This is a genomic window from Nocardiopsis sp. NPDC007018 (genome assembly GCF_040635075.1).
Taxonomy (GTDB): Bacteria; Actinomycetota; Actinomycetes; order Streptosporangiales; family Streptosporangiaceae; genus Nocardiopsis.
Genome location: NZ_JBEYHA010000052.1, coordinates 21,384 through 37,380, shown reverse-complemented (window position 1 = coordinate 37,380; position 15,997 = coordinate 21,384). Strand labels below are relative to the sequence as shown.

The window sequence follows — 15,997 nt, the reverse complement described above, 5'->3', positions numbered from 1 at the left end:
GCCGTTGGGCGAGCGCACGACGCGCTCGAACTCCAGGTCGGTGACGTCGGTGTCGAAGGTCCGCGCGACCCCGGTGGCCAGGTAGTAGCCGCCGGCGCCGCTACTACGGCCGGTCCAGGGTGAGGTCGGCGCGGTCGAACGCGGCCACGGCGTCCTCCATCGCGCCCGCGTCGTTGGCCAGAATCCCGTTGTAGGGGTTGCCCATGAACAACAGCAGCACGATCGTGCCGAAGACGAACACCAGGTTCACCGCGGCCCAGAAGTAGGCGGGCCCGGACCCCTTCCGGATCATCGCGAACGGCAGCACCGCGATCACCACGGCCGTCAGCGCCGAGATGGCCAACAGGGCGCTCGGGATCTGGTCCTCGGCCGCGTCGGCGCGCTGACTCCGCGCGTCGCTGAGCTTGGTGACCTCCTGCCGGGCGGTCAGCCGGTCCAGGCCGTCGCCGGTGTCCGACACCGACAGGCCCCGCACCGACCCGGCGAGCAGTGCCAGGTCGTCGTCGCCGCCGGGGCTGAGTTCGCCCTGCGACTCCATCAGGGGCCAGTCGTCCTCGATCACCGTCTCCATGTAGGTGCGCAGCTGGACGCGCACCTGTTCGCCCTCGGCCCCCGGGATCGCGGTGCTGCTCCAGTACAGGGCCTGGGCCGCGCCGGCCTCGGCGATCATGTCGTCCTCGGCCGACTTGTAGTCCTCCCACCCGATGACCACCGCCATTGCCGCGGCGACCAGGTACAGCGACAGCACGCACGGCGCGATGACGACGCCCACCGCGCCACCGGCCGTGTCACCGGTGAGTTGGTAGCGCCGGGCGGCCAGGACGGCGCCGCCGACCATGACGGCCAGAACGGCCACGAGGGAGAGGATGACGGACAACGTGAGCATGTGGTTTTCCCGGATTCTCGGCAGAGGACGGACCATCCTTAGCACGCGGCACCGCGCCCCTTTCGGGGAAATCCGAAAGCGTCACCGGGCCGTGGCCGCCTCCACCGGAGACCTTTCGCCCATGTCCTGACCTGCCCGGACACATCCCCCGCACCGAACCCGCCGTGCCGGGTCGGGCGGCGGGACACGCGAAGAGGGTGCGGACACCGCGGTGTCCGCACCCTCTCGGGAGGTGACCGGCCGAGTGGAGGGGTCGGCCGGTCGGGGGGAGCGCTACTTCTCCAGGCGGTTCAGCAGCGCGTGGTACTCGTCCCAGAGCTCGCTGGGCAGCTGGTCACCGAAGGTCGCGAAGAACTCGGGGACCAGGGCGGCCTCCTTCTTCCAGACCTCCGTGTCGACGTCGAGGACGAACTCCATGTCCTCGGCGGAGACGTCCAGGCCCTCGGTGTCGATGCCGTCCGCCGTCGGCAGGTAGCCGATGGGGGTCTCGACCGCGGCGGCCTCGCCCTCCAGGCGGTCGACGATCCACTTGATGACCCGGCTGTTCTCGCCGAAGCCCGGCCACACGATCTTGCCGTCGGCGTTCTTCTTGAACCAGTTGACGTAGAAGATCTTCGGCAGCTTGGAGGCGTCGGCCTGCTTGCCGACCCGCACCCAGTGGGCGAAGTAGTCGCCCATGTTGTAACCGCAGAAGGGCAGCATCGCGAACGGGTCGCGGCGCAGCTCGCCGACCGAGCCCTCCTGGGCGGCGGTCTTCTCCGAGGAGACGTTGGCGCCCAGGTACACGCCGTGCTGCCAGCTGAAGGACTCGGACACCAGCGGCACCGCGGTGGCGCGACGGCCGCCGAAGAGGATCGCGGAGATCGGGACGCCGGCCGGGTCCTCCCACTCGTCGGCGATGGTCGGGGCCTGCCCCGCCGGGGTCGTGAAACGGGAGTTCGGGTGGGCGGCGGGCTCCGGGGACTCGGGGGTCCACGGCCGGCCCTTCCAGTCGGTGAGGCGCGCCGGGGGCTCCTCGGTCAGGCCCTCCCACCACACGTCGCCGTCCTCGGTGAGCGCGACGTTGGTGAAGATGCTGTTGCCGTGGAGGGTCTCCACCGCATTGGCGTTGGTCTTGGCGCCGGTGCCGGGCGCGACGCCGAAGAAGCCCGCCTCGGGGTTGATGGCGCGCAGCTGTCCGTCGGCGCCGAAGCGCATCCAGGCGATGTCGTCGCCGACGGTCTCGACCTTCCAGCCGGGGATGGTCGGCTGGAGCATGGCCAGGTTGGTCTTGCCGCAGGCGCTCGGGAACGCGGCGGCGACGTAGTGGGACTTCCCCGCGGGGGAGGTCACCTTGAGGATGAGCATGTGCTCGGCGAGCCAGCCCTCGTCGCGGGCCATCACCGAGGCGATGCGCAGCGCGTAGCACTTCTTGCCGAGCAGGGCGTTGCCGCCGTAGCCGGAACCGTAGGACCAGATCTCACGGGTCTCGGGGAAGTGCGAGATGTACTTGGTGGAGTTGCAGGGCCAGGCGACGTCCTGCTGGCCGGGCTCCAGAGGGGCGCCGACGGAGTGGACGGCCTTGACGAACTCGCCGCGCTCCTCGATGAGGCGCAGGGCGGCGGCGCCCATGCGGGCCATGATGCGCATGGAGACGACGACGTACGCGGAGTCGGTGATCTCGACACCGAGCTGGGAGATGTCGCCGCCGAGCGGGCCCATGCAGAAGGGCACGACGTACATGGTGCGGCCGCGCATGGAGCCCTTGAAGACCTCGCCGAAGGTGGCGCGCATCTCGTCGGGGGCGATCCAGTTGTTGGTGGGACCGGCGTCCTCCTCGCGCTCGGAGCAGATGAAGGTGCGGTCCTCGACGCGGGCGACGTCGGTCGGGTCCGACGTGCAGTAGAAGCTGTTGGGGCGCTTCTCGGAGTTGAGGCGGGTGAAGGTGCCCTGCTCGACCAGCTGGTCGGTCAGGCGGGTCCACTCCTCCTCGGAGCCGTCGCACCAGACGACCTCGTCCGGCTGGGTGAGCTCAGCGACCTCACGGACCCAGGAGACGAGTTCCTCGTTCTTGGTCGGGGCGGCGCCCACATCGGTACCCACGTCAGCAGTCACAACGGCTCCTCATCGAATTACGAGATCCCTCGCATCATGAACGACGACCGCCGAAGCTGACCAATTGGACTAGGCCAATGGTCTATACGGCCCCCATGGAGGGAACCGATTCCGCTGCACAGCAAGGGATTCGAGGAGTTCGGGTACGTGCCGGAACACCTCCGCGTGGACCGCGCTCCGGCACTGTTCGGAGCCGGTTTCGCCCGTACCGGGGGCGGAATCGGCGCCCGCACCGACACACGGTGCTGTTCGTCACACAACGGACGGGATGCGCCGAACCCCAGGAATAGACCTCTGTCGCGCGGCGGGGCGCTCAGCGGAGGATGGCGACCGGCCCCCGGGCCCCGTGCAGGACCGAGTGGCTGACCGAACCGAGCAGCAGCCCCCGGAAGCCTCCTCGCCCCCGCGATCCCACCACGATGAGGTCGGCGGGGGTGGCCTCCTCCAGTAGGGCGACGACCGGGTGCGCGCGCACCACGCGGGTGTGGACGCGCACCTCGGGGTGGAGCAGCCGCAGGTCGGCGAGTTCCTCCTCCAGCGCGTGCCGGGCCGCCTCGGCCGCGGTGGCGTCGTCGAACAGTTCCGGCGGGATCGGGCCGGTGGCCGCCGCGAAGGCGACCAGGGGCTGCCAGGCGCTCACCGCGACCAGGTCGGCGTCGGCGAATGCCGCCTGGGAGAAGGCGAACTCCATGGCGTGGCGGCTGGGCCCGGAACCGTCCACCCCCACGATGACGCGGCTGCGGACCCCGTGCGCGGAGGCGTGGTCGCGCGGCAGCACGACCACCGGAACCGGGGAACGGGCGGCCAGCTCGATGCCAACCGACCCCACGAACGCGGCGGCGATCCCGCTCAGCCCGCGCGAGCCCACCACCACGGCCACCGCGTCGGGGGCGGAGGCTTCGGCGACCAGGGCGTCGGCCGGGCGGGCGTGGGAGAGACGGGTCTGGACGGACAGTTCGGGGAACAGCCGGGACGTCCAGTCGCCCGCGCGGTCGAGCAGGAGTCGGGCGCCCGCCCCGGCGCCGCCCCCGGTGTGTTCCCCAGCGCCGTCCCAGACTCCGAAGTCGTCGGCGGAGACCGGGCCCGCCGCGGCGACGATCCGTACCCCGAGACCACGGAGCGCGGCCTGGTGAGCGGACCACTCCAGGGCGTGCCTGCTGGAGTCGGTGCCGTCCACCCCCACGATCACCCAACGCGCCGTGGCTGCGCCGTTCATCACGTGCGCCCTTCCGTAGGTCGTCGATACCCGTGCGGTTGCCGGACCTACCGGCCGGTGTCCCGCGGTGTTCCACGATGATGCCGCTCGAACACACACCCGTGGATAACAGTGCCGCCGCGAGTTGACCGACACGGGGTGCCGGAACGAACCGTGTTCCGTCGGCGACGGAACGTATGGGCGCGTCGGCGCGTCATAGGAAACGACACGAGTTCCGCCGTGGAGACTGGGGGCGCGATGCCTGACTCGAACAGCGCGACACTGCACTGGGACCACCGGGACGGCCGGGTCGCCGCCGTGGCCGCCGCCGTCGTCTACAGCCTGTGGACCGTGGAGGTCCTACTCCCCGCCGGTTCCGGGGTGCCCTCAGGGGCCCTCGCCGACCCCCACTCCGCCCTCGGTCAGTTCCTCGACAGCGCGTACCGGACCGCCGCGATCCTGGTGGCCCTCGCCGCCGGGCTGGGCCTGGCGCTGGGGGCCCGGCGTCCGCGCCGCTGGCTCACGCTGTCCTGGTGGTCGATGGCCGTCTTCGGCGCCGCGTCGTTGGCCGCCTCCCTGCTGCCCGGCCGGTGCGTGGTGTCCACCGACGCCGCCTGCACCGTGGAGTCCCTGGTGGAGGGGGTGGAGGGGGCGACGGCGGCGCAGCCGGTGCTGGCCGTGGTCGCCACCCTGGCCGCCCTGGTGGCCTCCGCCGCGCTGACGCTGGACCGCAGGGACGCCGGGGACCGCGCCTGGGCGGTCCTGGCGGTGATCACCGTCGCGCAGGCTGCGGCCGCCGCGGCGGTCCTGGTGCTGGCCGCGCTGGTGTTCGCGGCCTCCGGGGACGGTGCGCCCGGGGTCGCCCTCGGCCTGGCCGAACGCGCCCATCTGGTGACGGTGGCGCTGTGGCTGCTGGCCGCGGGGGTCGTACCGGGGCAGTGGAAGCGCGATCGCCGTCTCCGGACCACGGGCCACCCGACCCGCTGACCGGTGCTCCTTCCGGCGCTCGGCCGGGCGCGGGCCCTGGGCGGGACCGCCCCGCAGCGCTGCGCGGGCGCGGGGCCCACAAGGCTGGGGCACCCCCGGCCCGGGCCGACCCGGCCCGGGGGGACGGGGTTCGGGCCCGCGCGGGTCCCGGGGCCGCGGTACCCGCCATCTCGTGACTCTCACGCGGACCGCTCCGCCTCCCCGAGCACGTGGCCCCGCCACTCCGTGTAGGCCTCCAGCGCGGCCCGGGTCCCGGCGGCCTCCGGCCCCAGGACGGTGGCACACCCCCGGTAGAGGTCGCCGAGCTCGGCCAGGGCGGTGGCCGCGTCCGAGCGCAGGGTGATCACGAACGCCCGGAACATCACGGTCAGCCCGTGGTCGGGCCCCATCACCAGGCCGAACTCGTCGAACAGCTCGGTGAGCCGCCGCTGTCCCTCCTCCCCCGTGAGATCGCCCTGGGCGGCCAGGCGCAGACGGACCAGCAGCACGTTGGGGTGCGACGGCCCCAGTTCCGGCTCCCAGAGCTCGCGCAGACGCTCGTGGACGGCACCCACCCGGCAGTCGCCCCGGGCCTCCATGACCTGCGCGCGGGCGAACAGGGTCGCGGGGTGGTCGTCCCCGTGCAACCGCCTCAGATCGGGCAGCAGCGCCCCCGCCTCGGCGAGCGCCCCGTCCGGGTCCCCCGCGGTCACACGGGCCACAGTGGTCAGGAACCGGGCCTCCACGGTGGACTCGTGACCGGTTCCCAGCACGCGCGCGAGGGCTCCGGTCGCCCCCGCGACCACCGCCCCCGCCGCCTCCGGGTCGCCCAACAGGAACAGCAGGCGCGCCCGACCGACCCGCGCCAGCAGGGTCAGGCGGTGGTCAGGAGCCAGGTGGCGCTCCAGGTCAGGCAGGAGGTCCGCGTAGTCGCGGTCGGCGCCGAGCAGGTCACCGGCGTCCGTACGGTGCTCGGCGAGCAGGCGGCGGGTGTTGAGGACCTCCCGGTGGTGCTCGGGCTGGACCGCCCGCCGGGCCGCGAGCAGGTCCTCCCCGGCCCGGACCGCCCCGACGTGGTCCCCCGCCCGGGACCGCCAGCGCACCAGGAGTACCCGGGCCGCCAGGGTGTCGGGGTGTCCCGGCCCGTGGACGCGTTCGCGGGCGGCGACCTGGTCCGCGCAGGCCCGGGCCGCGCTGGTGGCGTCGCCCGCCCGGGCGTGCCAGCGGATCAGCTCCGCTCGGGCCTCCAGGACGTCCTCGTGGTTGGGACCGAGCGCCCGGCGCTGGCGGACGAGGAGGCGCGCGTAGGCCGCCACGGTCGCGTCGACCCGGTCGGTCTTCCCCGTCCACCAGGCGAACCGCTCGAAGGCGGCCAGCGCCCCCGGGTCGTCGGCGCCCCGGGCCAGCTCGACCGCCTCCGCCAACCGCCGGTAGCTGTCGGCGGCCAGGTCGGTGAGGTCGGACTCGCCCCACAGGCGGGCGATCTCCGCTTGGAGCGCCAGCATGCGCGGGTGTAGCGGTCCGGCGGTGTCCGACAGCCGTCCCGCCGCGCCGCTCAGCGCGATGGCCGCCCCGGCCGGGTCCCCCTGTCCCTCCCGGCACAGGGCCAGGTGCACCCGCAGGCTGAGGGTGTCGGGGTGGTCGGCGCCGAACCGCTCCTCCGCCTCCGCGCACAGCGCCTCCAGTTCGTCGGCCGCGCCGCGTCCGACCGCCCCCCGCACCCGCCGGTCGAAACCCGGGTCGCCGGTGCCGACCGGTTCCCGCAGGTCGTCCAGGACCACACCCCTCATGCCGTTCCCCCTTCCGCGCGTGTGTCCGCACCAGGTCCGACGGCGGGGGCGGGCGCGGGGTTGCACCCGTCTTCGCGTTCCGCCCGTCCCGGGGGCGGGACGGCGGGACGGGTCAGCCGAGCGCGTCGGGCAGGGGGCGGGCGTGCACGACGTACAAGGAGCTCACCGCGCGGGTGAGGACCACGTACAGCCGGTTCACGCCGCGCTCCTCGGCCTCCGCGATCGCGGCGGGCTCGGCGACCACCACCGCGTCGAACTCCAGTCCCTTGGCCAGGCTGGCGGGGACCGCCACCAGCCGGGCACCGTCCATGCCGGCCTCTCCCAGGAGCGGGGCGTCCACCCCCGCCGCTTCCAGGGCCTCGCGCAGTCCGGTCAGCTGGTGGTCGGCGGCGATCAGCCCCACCGAGCCCTCTCCCGTGAGCGCGTCCCGGCAGGCCTCGGCGACACCCGCGACGACGTCCCCCTCGGCCGGGAGCAGCCGGAGGGCGCCCGGCGAACGCCGCACCGCCACCGGAGCCCCCAGACCGGGGGCGATGGACGGCAGGAGGCGTGCGGCGAAGTCGATGATCTGCGCCGGAACCCGGTAGCCCCGGTTCAGGGCGTGCAGGTGGCCGGTGGGCTTTCCCAGGTGTTCCAACAGCGTGCTCCAGCTCCGGGCCGCCGAGGGGCTGGTGCCCTGGGCCACGTCGCCCAGCACGGTGAGCGAACCGGAACCGGCGCGGCGGCCGATCGCACGGCACTGCATGGGGCTCAGGTCCTGGGCCTCGTCCACGACCACGTGGCCCAGCCCCGGGACCCGTTCGATCAGCGCCGCCGCCTCGTCCACCAGGGCCAGGTCCTCTTCGGACCACCGCGCCGACTTGGGGCCGCGCGGGTTCCCGGGCAGCAGCAGGGTCCGCTGTTCCTCGGGGCTGAGCAGGCCGTCGGCGGCGCGGGCCAGGCGTTCGGGGTCGGTGAGCAGGCCCAGGACCAGCCGGAGCGGGTCCGCCTTGGGCCACAGGGCCGTGACGGCCGCCCGTACCGCCGGGTCGCGGCGCACCCGCGTGTGGGTGCGGTCGTCACAGACCTGCCCCTCGGCCTCCATAAGGCTCAGGACGGCGTGCGCCATGCGGTGGGACAGCAGCTCGCGCCCCGAGCCGTAGGCAACACCGCGCTCGGACAGCTCGTCGAGGAGGGGGCGCAGGTCCTCCGGATAGAGCCGATAGCGGCGTGCGCCCTGGCGCACCACCACGGCCTCCTGCGGGGTGCGCAGGTGCGACCACAGGTCACGGCGGAGCACCTCGGCCATGACGGCCGATCCCTTGGTGCGGGCCGCCTCGGGGGTCTCCGTACGGCGCACCCACCCCTGGGCGGGACGCGACCGCTCCGGCAGGTCCCGGGTGAGGAGCTCGTTGACGGTGGTCTGGTGCACGTCCACCTCTCCGAGCGCGGGGAGCACGTCCTGGATGTAGGAGAGGAACGACCGGTTGGGGCCGACGATCGCCACACCGTAGCGGGAGAGGCGTTCGCGCTCGCTGTACAGCAGGAAGGCGATGCGGTGCAGGCCCACGGCGGTCTTGCCGGTGCCGGGCGCGCCCTGCACGCACAGGGTGGTCTCCAGGGGAGCGCGGACCAGCACGTCCTGTTCGGGCTGGATCGTGGCGACGATGTCCCGCATGGGGCCGGTGCGCGGGCGCTCGATCTCGGAGTCGAGGAGCTGGCTGCCCGGAGAGGCCTCGGGGGCCCGGGCTCCGGCCATGAGGTCCTCGTCCTCGAAGGCGGTGAGGACCGACTCCGGCTCGCCGTCCTCGCCGACGACGGTGCCGAACCCGTAGCGGCGGCGGACCCGCACGGCCATGCGATCGGCGGGGGAGGCCTGGTAGTAGGCGACGCTGATCGGGGCCCGCCAGTCGAGGACGACGGGGCGGCCGTGGCCGTCGTGCACATGGCGGCGGCCGATGTGGATGCGGTCGGGTTCGTCGGCGGGGCCGTGCGGGGACCGGTCGTCGGGGACGTCGTCGAGGAAGACCGTTCCGGGCTCGAAGTCCATGCGCCCGAAGTACAGCGGGGCACCGGGGATGTCGGCCAGCGCGGCCAGCCGCCGTTCGCGGCCGCGGCGCAGGGCGGCGTCGGTGACCTTGTCCTTGGCGGCGTCGCCGAAGAGGAGCTCGGTGGCGTCGACCGTCTCGCGCATGCGGCGCAGTGCGGTGCGAGCGTCGGCGAGCGCGCGCCTCTCGGCGGCGATCTCCGGGTCCGCGGGTACGGCTGAGGAATCGATGGTGGTCATGGCGGACCTCGTGGTTCGGTGGGACGGGACGCGGCCTCACGCGTGCGCGCGGTCCCGCCCCGGTCGCCGCGAGGGCCCGGTTCGTTCCGATCCATGAGCGCGCACCACGCCCGGACGGGGCGGTGATGCCGAACCCGTGAGCCTACCCGAGGAGAGCGCTCCGGGGGCCCGGTTCCCCGGCCCGGGGGAACCGGGCTCACGGCTACCAGACGTCGGCGCGGTCCGGCACGAGCATCGCCTCCCGGACCGAGTCCCAGCGGACCCGGCCCAGTCCCCCGCCGGTCTCGACGTCCTCGACGACGGCGTCGATGGTGCGGCGGTCGTACTCGTCGGTGAGTTCGACGCCGCCGTCCCGGTAGTCGGAGACCAGCCCGACGACGTACTGGCGCAGGTCGGAGACGCCCCTGCGGGCGGCGGCGCGGGCCTGCTTGTCCCATCGGGCGTCATGCGGAATCCATGACGCGACGACCTCGGTGGGGGTGGGGACGTACTCGTTAGGAGTGGCCATAGGGTCACGGTAACCATGAGGCGGGGAGCACGGGGCCGTTCACCGGATTGTCGGGCCCCCGCCCCGGCCGACGGGGCGGGGGTGCCGGGTCAGGTCTTGCGCAGCCGCACCCGGCTGACCCGGTGGTCGTCGCCCTTGAACAGGACGAGGGTGGCCCGGCCGCGCGTGGGGCGGATGTTCTCCACGAGGTTGACCTCGTTGATGGTCTGCCACGTGTTGGCCGCGAACCCCATCGCCTCGTTCTCGTCGATGGTCGTGGCCATGTGGTGGAAATAGGAGCGCGGGTCGGAGAAGGCGGTGCGTCGCAGCTCCCGGAACCGGTCCAGGTACCAGCTGCGGACGCTCTCCACCTTGGCGTCCACGTAGATGGAGTAGTCGAAGAAGTCGGCGACGGCCAGGCGTCCGGCGGTCGCGGGCTGGAGCACGTTGATGCCCTCGACGATGAGGATGTCGGGGCGGTGCACGGTCTGCCGCTCACCGGGCACGACGTCGTAGTGCAGGTGCGAGTAGACGGGGATGTCGAGGCGGTCCGCGCCGGCCTTCATCTCCGACACGAACCTCACCAGGGCGCGCCGGTCGTAGCTCTCCGGAAATCCCTTGCGGCGCATGAGCCCGCGCGACTGGAGGACGGCGTTCGGGTGAAGGAAGTTGTCCGTACTGACGAGCTCGACGTCCGGGTGGTTGGGCCACTGGGCGAGCAGGGAGCGCAGCAGGCGGGCGGTGGTGGACTTGCCCACGGCGACGCTGCCCGCCACGCCGATGATGAACGGCGACGGCCGGTCGGACTCCCCGAGGAAGGCGCGCACCGCCGCGTGCCGCTGCTGGGTGGCGCCCACGTAGAGGTTCAGCAGCCGCGACAGGGGCAGGTAGATGTCGCGGACCTCGTCGAGGGAGGTGGGGTCGTTGGTACCCCGTAGGTCGCTGAGGTCGGCCTCGGTCAGGGACAGGGGTGTGGAGGCCCGGAGGGCGGCCCAGGCCGCGCGGTCCAGTTCCACGTACGGCGAGGAGATGCCGTTCTTCGTCGCGTGAGACACGGTTGACCACCTTAGACGAGGCGCTCCCCCACTCCGGGCAGCCGGTCCCCCGATTGTCCGGTGGCGGAGGGCGCGGGTGCCCGACACCACACGTTCACGCGGACGACACGCAAGGTTTTTCGCACGGGTTCGCGGCGGTCCGTCCCGACCCCACTCGACGCTCTCTCCCACCCTCCCACCTGCGTGGTATACCCCGCATACACCAAATGGTCTATACCGCCACCTGGGAAAACAATCAGTGGTATGAACCACTGGTTGGTCGATTCCGGACATCTTTTGGCCTACGCTGGCGGCCATGTGCGGAATCGTTGGCTACGTCGGGCCGCAACCGGCGCTAGAGGTCGTCGTGGACGGCCTCGCGAGGTTGGAGTACCGCGGATATGACTCCGCGGGTGTCGCTGTGCTGGGCGAGGGGGCCCTGCGCTCCGAGAAACGGGCGGGCAAACTCGCCAACCTGCGCCAGGCCCTGGAGGACCACCCGGTCTCCGGCGACGGCGCCGGGATCGGTCACACCCGTTGGGCCACGCACGGCGCGCCCAACGACGTGAACGCCCACCCCCACGTCGACAACGGCCAAAGGGTGGCGGTCGTCCACAACGGCATCATCGAGAACTTCGCCGCGCTCCGCATGGAGCTGGAGGAGCAGGGCTGCAAGTTCCTGTCCGAGACCGACACCGAGGTCTCCTCCCACCTGCTCAGCAAGGAGCTGGAGCGGCGCGGCGACGGCGACCTGGCCGGGGCCATGCGCTCCGTGTGCCGGCGTCTGGAGGGCGCCTTCACCCTGGTGGCCGTCTCCACCGACGACCCGGGCCTGGTCGTCGCGGCCCGCCGCAACTCGCCGCTGGTCGTCGGCCGGGGCGAGGGGGAGAACTTCCTCGCCAGCGACGTGGCGGCGTTCATCGCCCACACGCGTGAGGCGGTCGAGCTCGGTCAGGACCAGGTCGTGGAGCTGCGCGCCGACTCCGTGGTCGTCACCGACTACGACGGCAACCCGGTGGACGTGCGCGAGTACCACGTGGACTGGGACGCGTCGGCCGCCGAGAAGGACGGCTTCGACTACTTCATGCTCAAGGAGATCGTCGAGCAGCCCAAGGCGGTCGCCGACACCCTCCTGGGCCGGGTCTCCGTCGACGGACAGCTCACCCTGGACGAGATGCGGCTGACCCCCGCCGAGCTGCGGTCGGTCGAGAAGATCGTCATCATCGCGTGCGGCACGTCGTACCACGCGGGCCTGATCGCCAAGTACGCGATCGAGCACTGGTGCCGGGTCCCCTGCGAGGTGGAGGTCGCGAGCGAGTTCCGCTACCGCGACCCGATCCTGGACCAGCAGACCCTGGTCATCGCCATCTCGCAGTCCGGCGAGAGCATGGACACCCTGATGGCGGTCCGCTACGCCCGCGAGCAGCGCGCCCGTGTGCTGGCGATCTGCAACGTCAACGGCTCCACGATCCCGCGCGAGTCCGACGGCGTGCTGTACACGCACGCCGGGCCGGAGGTCGGGGTGGCCGCCACCAAGACGTTCCTCACCCAGCTGGCCGCCTGCTACCTGGTCGGGCTCTATTTGGCCCAGGTGCGCGGGATGAAGTTCGGCGACGAGATCAACGCCGTGATCGCGCAGCTGGCCACCATGCCGGAGCAGATCGAACGGGTCCTGGAGACGGTGGAGCCCGTCCGCGAGCTGGCCCGTTCGCTGGCCGACGCCGACACCGTGCTGTTCCTCGGCCGCCACGTGGGCTTCCCGGTGGCGATGGAGGGCGCGCTCAAGCTCAAGGAGCTGGCGTACATGCACGCCGAGGCGTTCGCCGCCGGTGAGCTCAAGCACGGCCCGATCGCGCTGATCGAGGACGACCTGCCCGTGGTCGTCGTGGTGCCCTCGCCCAAGGGGCGCAGCGTGCTGCACGACAAGATCGTCTCGAACATCCAGGAGGTGCGCGCCCGCGGCGCCCGCACCATCGTGATCGCCGAGGAGGGCGACGAGTCGGTGCGTCCGTACTCGGACGTGCTCATCGAGATCCCGGCGGTGCCGACCCTGCTCCAGCCGATCGTCTCGACGATCCCGATGCAGGTGTTCGCGTGCGAGCTCGCCCTGGCCAAGGGCAATGACGTGGACCAGCCCCGCAACCTCGCCAAGAGCGTGACCGTGGAGTAGGCCGGGACGTCTCCGGGTTCGGGGGCGCGTCGCACGGGCAACCCCCGGCGGCGCGCCCCGTTCGCGTACGGGCCCGGGCGGTCAGCGCAGGGCGTGCGCCTCGTGGCTGGCCAGGGCCAGCTCCGCGTTGGCGTGGGTGGGCAGGGTGCCGTACAGGTCCAGGACGTCCAGGATGCGCCTCAGCTGCCGTGGCGGGCTCGCCACCAGCAGGTGGCGCTGGGCGCCGGAGGCGACCCGTACGGCGCCGACCAGCGCGTTCACTCCGGAGGCGTCGATGAACCCCACCCCGGACAGATCGACGACCGTGCAGTGCTCGACCACCGAGGAGGCCAACCGGGCGAACACGCCCTCGGCCGTGGCGATGTCGATCTCGCCCTTCAGGTGGACGACGACCACGCCGTCGCAGCGGAAGCGCTCCTGGTCCGGGTCGGTAACGGCCACGCCTTACTCCCGTGTTCGGGGTCGGTGGGGTCTGCCTGGGGCTGCCGGACAAATACCGACATGCACTGACAGCCTACTTGGCGCGCCCGCTCCCGGAGTCGTGCCGGGCGAGGGCGCCGTCCGTTCGACGCGGTCATCGCGCGGGCTCAGAACGGATCGGAACCGCAGATCGCCCACACGACCTTGCCGTGGTCGTCGAGGGGGCTCCATCCCCATTCGCGACTGAAGGCCGCGACCAGGCCCAGGCCGCGCCCCGACTCGGCGAAGTGGTGGGCCTCGGAGTTGACCGGACCGTGCGGGCTGGGGTCGGCCACCATGCACACCACCGCGTTCTCCCAGGGCAGCGGCCGCAGTTGGAGCGTGACCCGCGTGCGCTCGGGGCGACCGCCGGCCACAGCGTGCCTACAGGCGTTGCCGACCAGCTCGGAGATGATGAGCCGGACGTCCTCGGAGAGCCAGGGAACACCCCAGGTGGTCAGGTTCGCGGCCCCGAACTCGCGCGCGGAGCGGACCGACTCGGGCACCGCTCCGTAGGCGGCGGCCGCACCACCGGGGACGCATCTGCTCTCCCCGATACCGAGCCCGCCGAGCGAGGGGTCCCACCATCCGGGCCGCGCCGCCTCGGGCGGGCGTGTCCGGGAGGGGCGGCTCCGGGGTATCCGGGAGAGCGGTTCCGAGGGCACCAGCTCTGTGTTCATCACGGTCCTCACGGGTGATGTCGGGTCGCGCGTTCGGGCCTGTGCCACACTCTGCCCCGGCGTGCGAGTTCCTTACAGACGCAAACCACGGATGCACGTGCAGCTCATCGCCCGGCAAGACTATAGGAACACTTGACCCTTTCGGTAGACCCGTTCGCGAAGAATTCGTCCGCGACCCTTCCGGGATTCTCGCCGGTACCCTTCACTGGGGCCCGAAACGGCACACGATCCCCCCTGTTCCGGAAGAACGTCGTCGGTATACTGAGCGGTCGCTCCCGCCAATACCACTCCATAGGGAGGCGAAGTGGCAGCAGACCCAACACCGAACCACCAGGTCACACAGGATTTCCTGGCCAATTCCAGTGGCGGCCCCACGGTGCTGCGCATTCTGCTCGGCACCCAGCTGCGGCGCCTGCGCCAGGAGAAGGGAATTTCCCGGGAGGACGCCGGATACGCCATCCGGGCGTCGCACGCCAAGATCAGCCGAATGGAGCTCGGTCAGGTCAGTTTCAAACACCGGGACGTCGACGACCTGCTGAAACTCTACGGAGTGAAGGAGCCCGAGCAGCGCGAGGCGCTCGTCGGGATGATCTCCAGCGCCAACGCGCAGGGCTGGTGGCACAAGTACGGCGACGTGCTGCCGCAGTGGTTCGGCGTCTACGTCGGCCTGGAGGAGGCCGCGTCGGTCATCCGCACCTTCGAGGTCCAGTTCGTGCCCGGCCTGCTCCAGACGGAGGGGTACGCCCGCTCGGTCATCCAGCTCTCCCGCACGGCCACCTCCGAGGAGGACGTGACCAGTCGCGTGAACATGCGCATGCACCGGCAACGGCGCTTCACCTCCGGTGAGGGTGATCCGCCGCGCCTGTGGGCGGTCATCGACGAGGCGGTCCTGCACCGACCCTTCGGTGGACCCGAGGTCATGCGCGAGCAGGTCGAGCACCTGCTGGAGATGGCCGACCGCCCCAACATCACCATCCAGATCGCGACGTTCGCCATGGGCGGCCACCCGGCGGCCGGCGGCCCGTTCAGCATCCTGCGGTTCCCCACGCCCCAGCTGCCCGACGTGGTCTACCTGGAGCAGTTGAGCAGCGCCCTGTACTTCGACAAGTTCGACGACACCAGCCGCTACGCCCAGACCATGGACCACCTGGCCACCCAGGCTCCCCTCCCGGGCCAGACCCCGGAGATCCTCCAGGACTTCCTCAAGCGCTACGGGGGCTGATACCGGCCACCCGCCCGGCAGCCACCCGAGGCGCTTCGTCCGGTGCCTGACGCTGCGTGACCCGCCTCCCGCGCGCACCCCGGTACCGCCGTCCGGACCCCCACCGCCCGCGACCCCGTGAACGCCCTGCGTACGCACGGGGTCGCGGGCGTGTCCGCCTTCGGCCACGACTGGGAAACAATCCCGGAACACCGAACCATCGGCGGCTCCGGAGCGTTAGGTCTGACATGCGGTTCCATCGGCGTGCCCACCGCGCGCCACCGGGGGGTTGATTACCGATGCAATCACTGATGCACGTGCATGCACTACGCTGTGGCCTCACAAGGGGACAAAGGGATCACCCGCCAACAAACCGTCTGTCCCTGGACAAGACGGATGGGAGCCGCGTGGGCGGGTCCGGCGTGGACGGCGTTCCGGAGCCGTTCGCGGACACCCCGCCAATCCCCGAACTTCCAGGAGGATGAGGATGCAACCGATCTACAACGGTGTCCCCGCGGACCGGTTGGAGGTCGCATGGACCAAGAGCAGCTGGAGCAACCCGGACGGCAACTGCGTGGAGGTCGCGACCCTGCCCGACGGCGACATCGCCGTCCGTAACTCCCGCGACCCGCGCGGCCCGGCGCTCGTCTACACGCCCGCCGAGATCCGGGCCTTCGTCCGGGGCGCCAAGACCGGCGACTTCGACGCCCTCCTCGACTGAACCGCGCGGCGCCCGGCCGCCGCGCGTCCCGCACCACCGACCCCGGAC

General features: G+C 72.0%; 13 protein-coding genes and 1 pseudogene. 4 read left to right on the top strand and 10 right to left on the bottom strand.

What is annotated here, in order from left to right; genetic code table 11:
• The 4 genes and pseudogenes from ABZ635_RS22410 to ABZ635_RS22395 form a co-directional block, all read right to left on the bottom strand.
• Positions 1–84: pseudogene (locus tag ABZ635_RS22410) on the bottom strand (DNA repair ATPase); the annotation flags it as partial.
• A 19-nt stretch (positions 85–103) separates the two neighbouring features.
• Positions 104–886 carry a hypothetical protein gene (locus ABZ635_RS22405; protein WP_357768521.1) on the bottom strand — a complete coding sequence of 261 codons (783 nt, stop codon included), beginning with the start codon at positions 884–886 and terminating at the stop codon, positions 104–106.
• Between the two features lie 273 nt (positions 887–1,159).
• Positions 1,160–2,968, bottom strand: a complete 1,809-nt coding sequence (locus tag ABZ635_RS22400; protein WP_357768527.1) for a phosphoenolpyruvate carboxykinase (GTP) — start codon at positions 2,966–2,968, stop codon at positions 1,160–1,162.
• Positions 2,969–3,293: 325 nt separating this feature from the next.
• Positions 3,294–4,196 (bottom strand): universal stress protein, encoded by a 903-nt coding sequence (locus ABZ635_RS22395; RefSeq protein ID WP_357768519.1) that lies wholly within the window; start codon positions 4,194–4,196, stop codon positions 3,294–3,296.
• A 237-nt stretch (positions 4,197–4,433) separates the two neighbouring features.
• On the opposite strand from ABZ635_RS22395, the gene ABZ635_RS22390 reads away from it, so the two are divergent.
• The gene (locus tag ABZ635_RS22390; RefSeq protein WP_357768517.1) at positions 4,434–5,162 is read left to right on the top strand and encodes a DUF998 domain-containing protein; all 729 of its coding nucleotides are present in this window, start codon (positions 4,434–4,436) and stop codon (positions 5,160–5,162) included.
• Between the two features lie 179 nt (positions 5,163–5,341).
• Here ABZ635_RS22390 and ABZ635_RS22385 read toward each other — a convergent pair whose 3' ends face one another.
• The 4 genes from ABZ635_RS22385 to coaA all read right to left on the bottom strand — a co-directional run bounded on the left by ABZ635_RS22385 (position 5,342) and on the right by coaA (position 10,700).
• Positions 5,342–6,931, bottom strand: a complete 1,590-nt coding sequence (locus ABZ635_RS22385) for a tetratricopeptide repeat protein (RefSeq protein WP_357768516.1) — start codon at positions 6,929–6,931, stop codon at positions 5,342–5,344.
• Between the two features lie 112 nt (positions 6,932–7,043).
• Positions 7,044–9,197 carry an ATP-binding domain-containing protein gene (locus ABZ635_RS22380; RefSeq protein WP_357768514.1) on the bottom strand — a complete coding sequence of 718 codons (2,154 nt, stop codon included), beginning with the start codon at positions 9,195–9,197 and terminating at the stop codon, positions 7,044–7,046.
• A 202-nt stretch (positions 9,198–9,399) separates the two neighbouring features.
• Positions 9,400–9,705 carry a hypothetical protein gene (locus ABZ635_RS22375; protein ID WP_357768512.1) on the bottom strand — a complete coding sequence of 102 codons (306 nt, stop codon included), beginning with the start codon at positions 9,703–9,705 and terminating at the stop codon, positions 9,400–9,402.
• A gap of 89 nt (positions 9,706–9,794) precedes the next feature.
• Complete coding sequence (coaA, locus tag ABZ635_RS22370) at positions 9,795–10,700, bottom strand: type I pantothenate kinase (protein WP_357768525.1); 906 nt, start codon at positions 10,698–10,700, stop codon at positions 9,795–9,797.
• Positions 10,701–11,034: 334 nt separating this feature from the next.
• Here coaA and glmS point away from each other — a divergent pair, with 334 nt between their 5' ends.
• Complete coding sequence (glmS, locus tag ABZ635_RS22365) at positions 11,035–12,888, top strand: glutamine--fructose-6-phosphate transaminase (isomerizing) (RefSeq protein ID WP_357768510.1); 1,854 nt, start codon at positions 11,035–11,037, stop codon at positions 12,886–12,888.
• 81 nt (positions 12,889–12,969) lie between these two features.
• Here glmS and ABZ635_RS22360 read toward each other — a convergent pair whose 3' ends face one another.
• Positions 12,970–13,329 carry an STAS domain-containing protein gene (locus tag ABZ635_RS22360; protein ID WP_357768508.1) on the bottom strand — a complete coding sequence of 120 codons (360 nt, stop codon included), beginning with the start codon at positions 13,327–13,329 and terminating at the stop codon, positions 12,970–12,972.
• Positions 13,330–13,475: 146 nt separating this feature from the next.
• Entirely contained in the window at positions 13,476–14,027 is a 552-nt protein-coding gene (locus tag ABZ635_RS22355; RefSeq protein ID WP_357768506.1) for an ATP-binding protein, read from the bottom strand.
• Positions 14,028–14,331: 304 nt separating this feature from the next.
• Between ABZ635_RS22355 and ABZ635_RS22350 the strand changes: the two genes are divergently transcribed.
• Positions 14,332–15,249, top strand: a complete 918-nt coding sequence (locus tag ABZ635_RS22350; RefSeq protein WP_357768504.1) for a helix-turn-helix transcriptional regulator — start codon at positions 14,332–14,334, stop codon at positions 15,247–15,249.
• A gap of 466 nt (positions 15,250–15,715) precedes the next feature.
• Entirely contained in the window at positions 15,716–15,949 is a 234-nt protein-coding gene (locus ABZ635_RS22345) for a DUF397 domain-containing protein (RefSeq protein ID WP_357768502.1), read from the top strand.
• Positions 15,950–15,997: the final 48 nt, after the last annotated feature.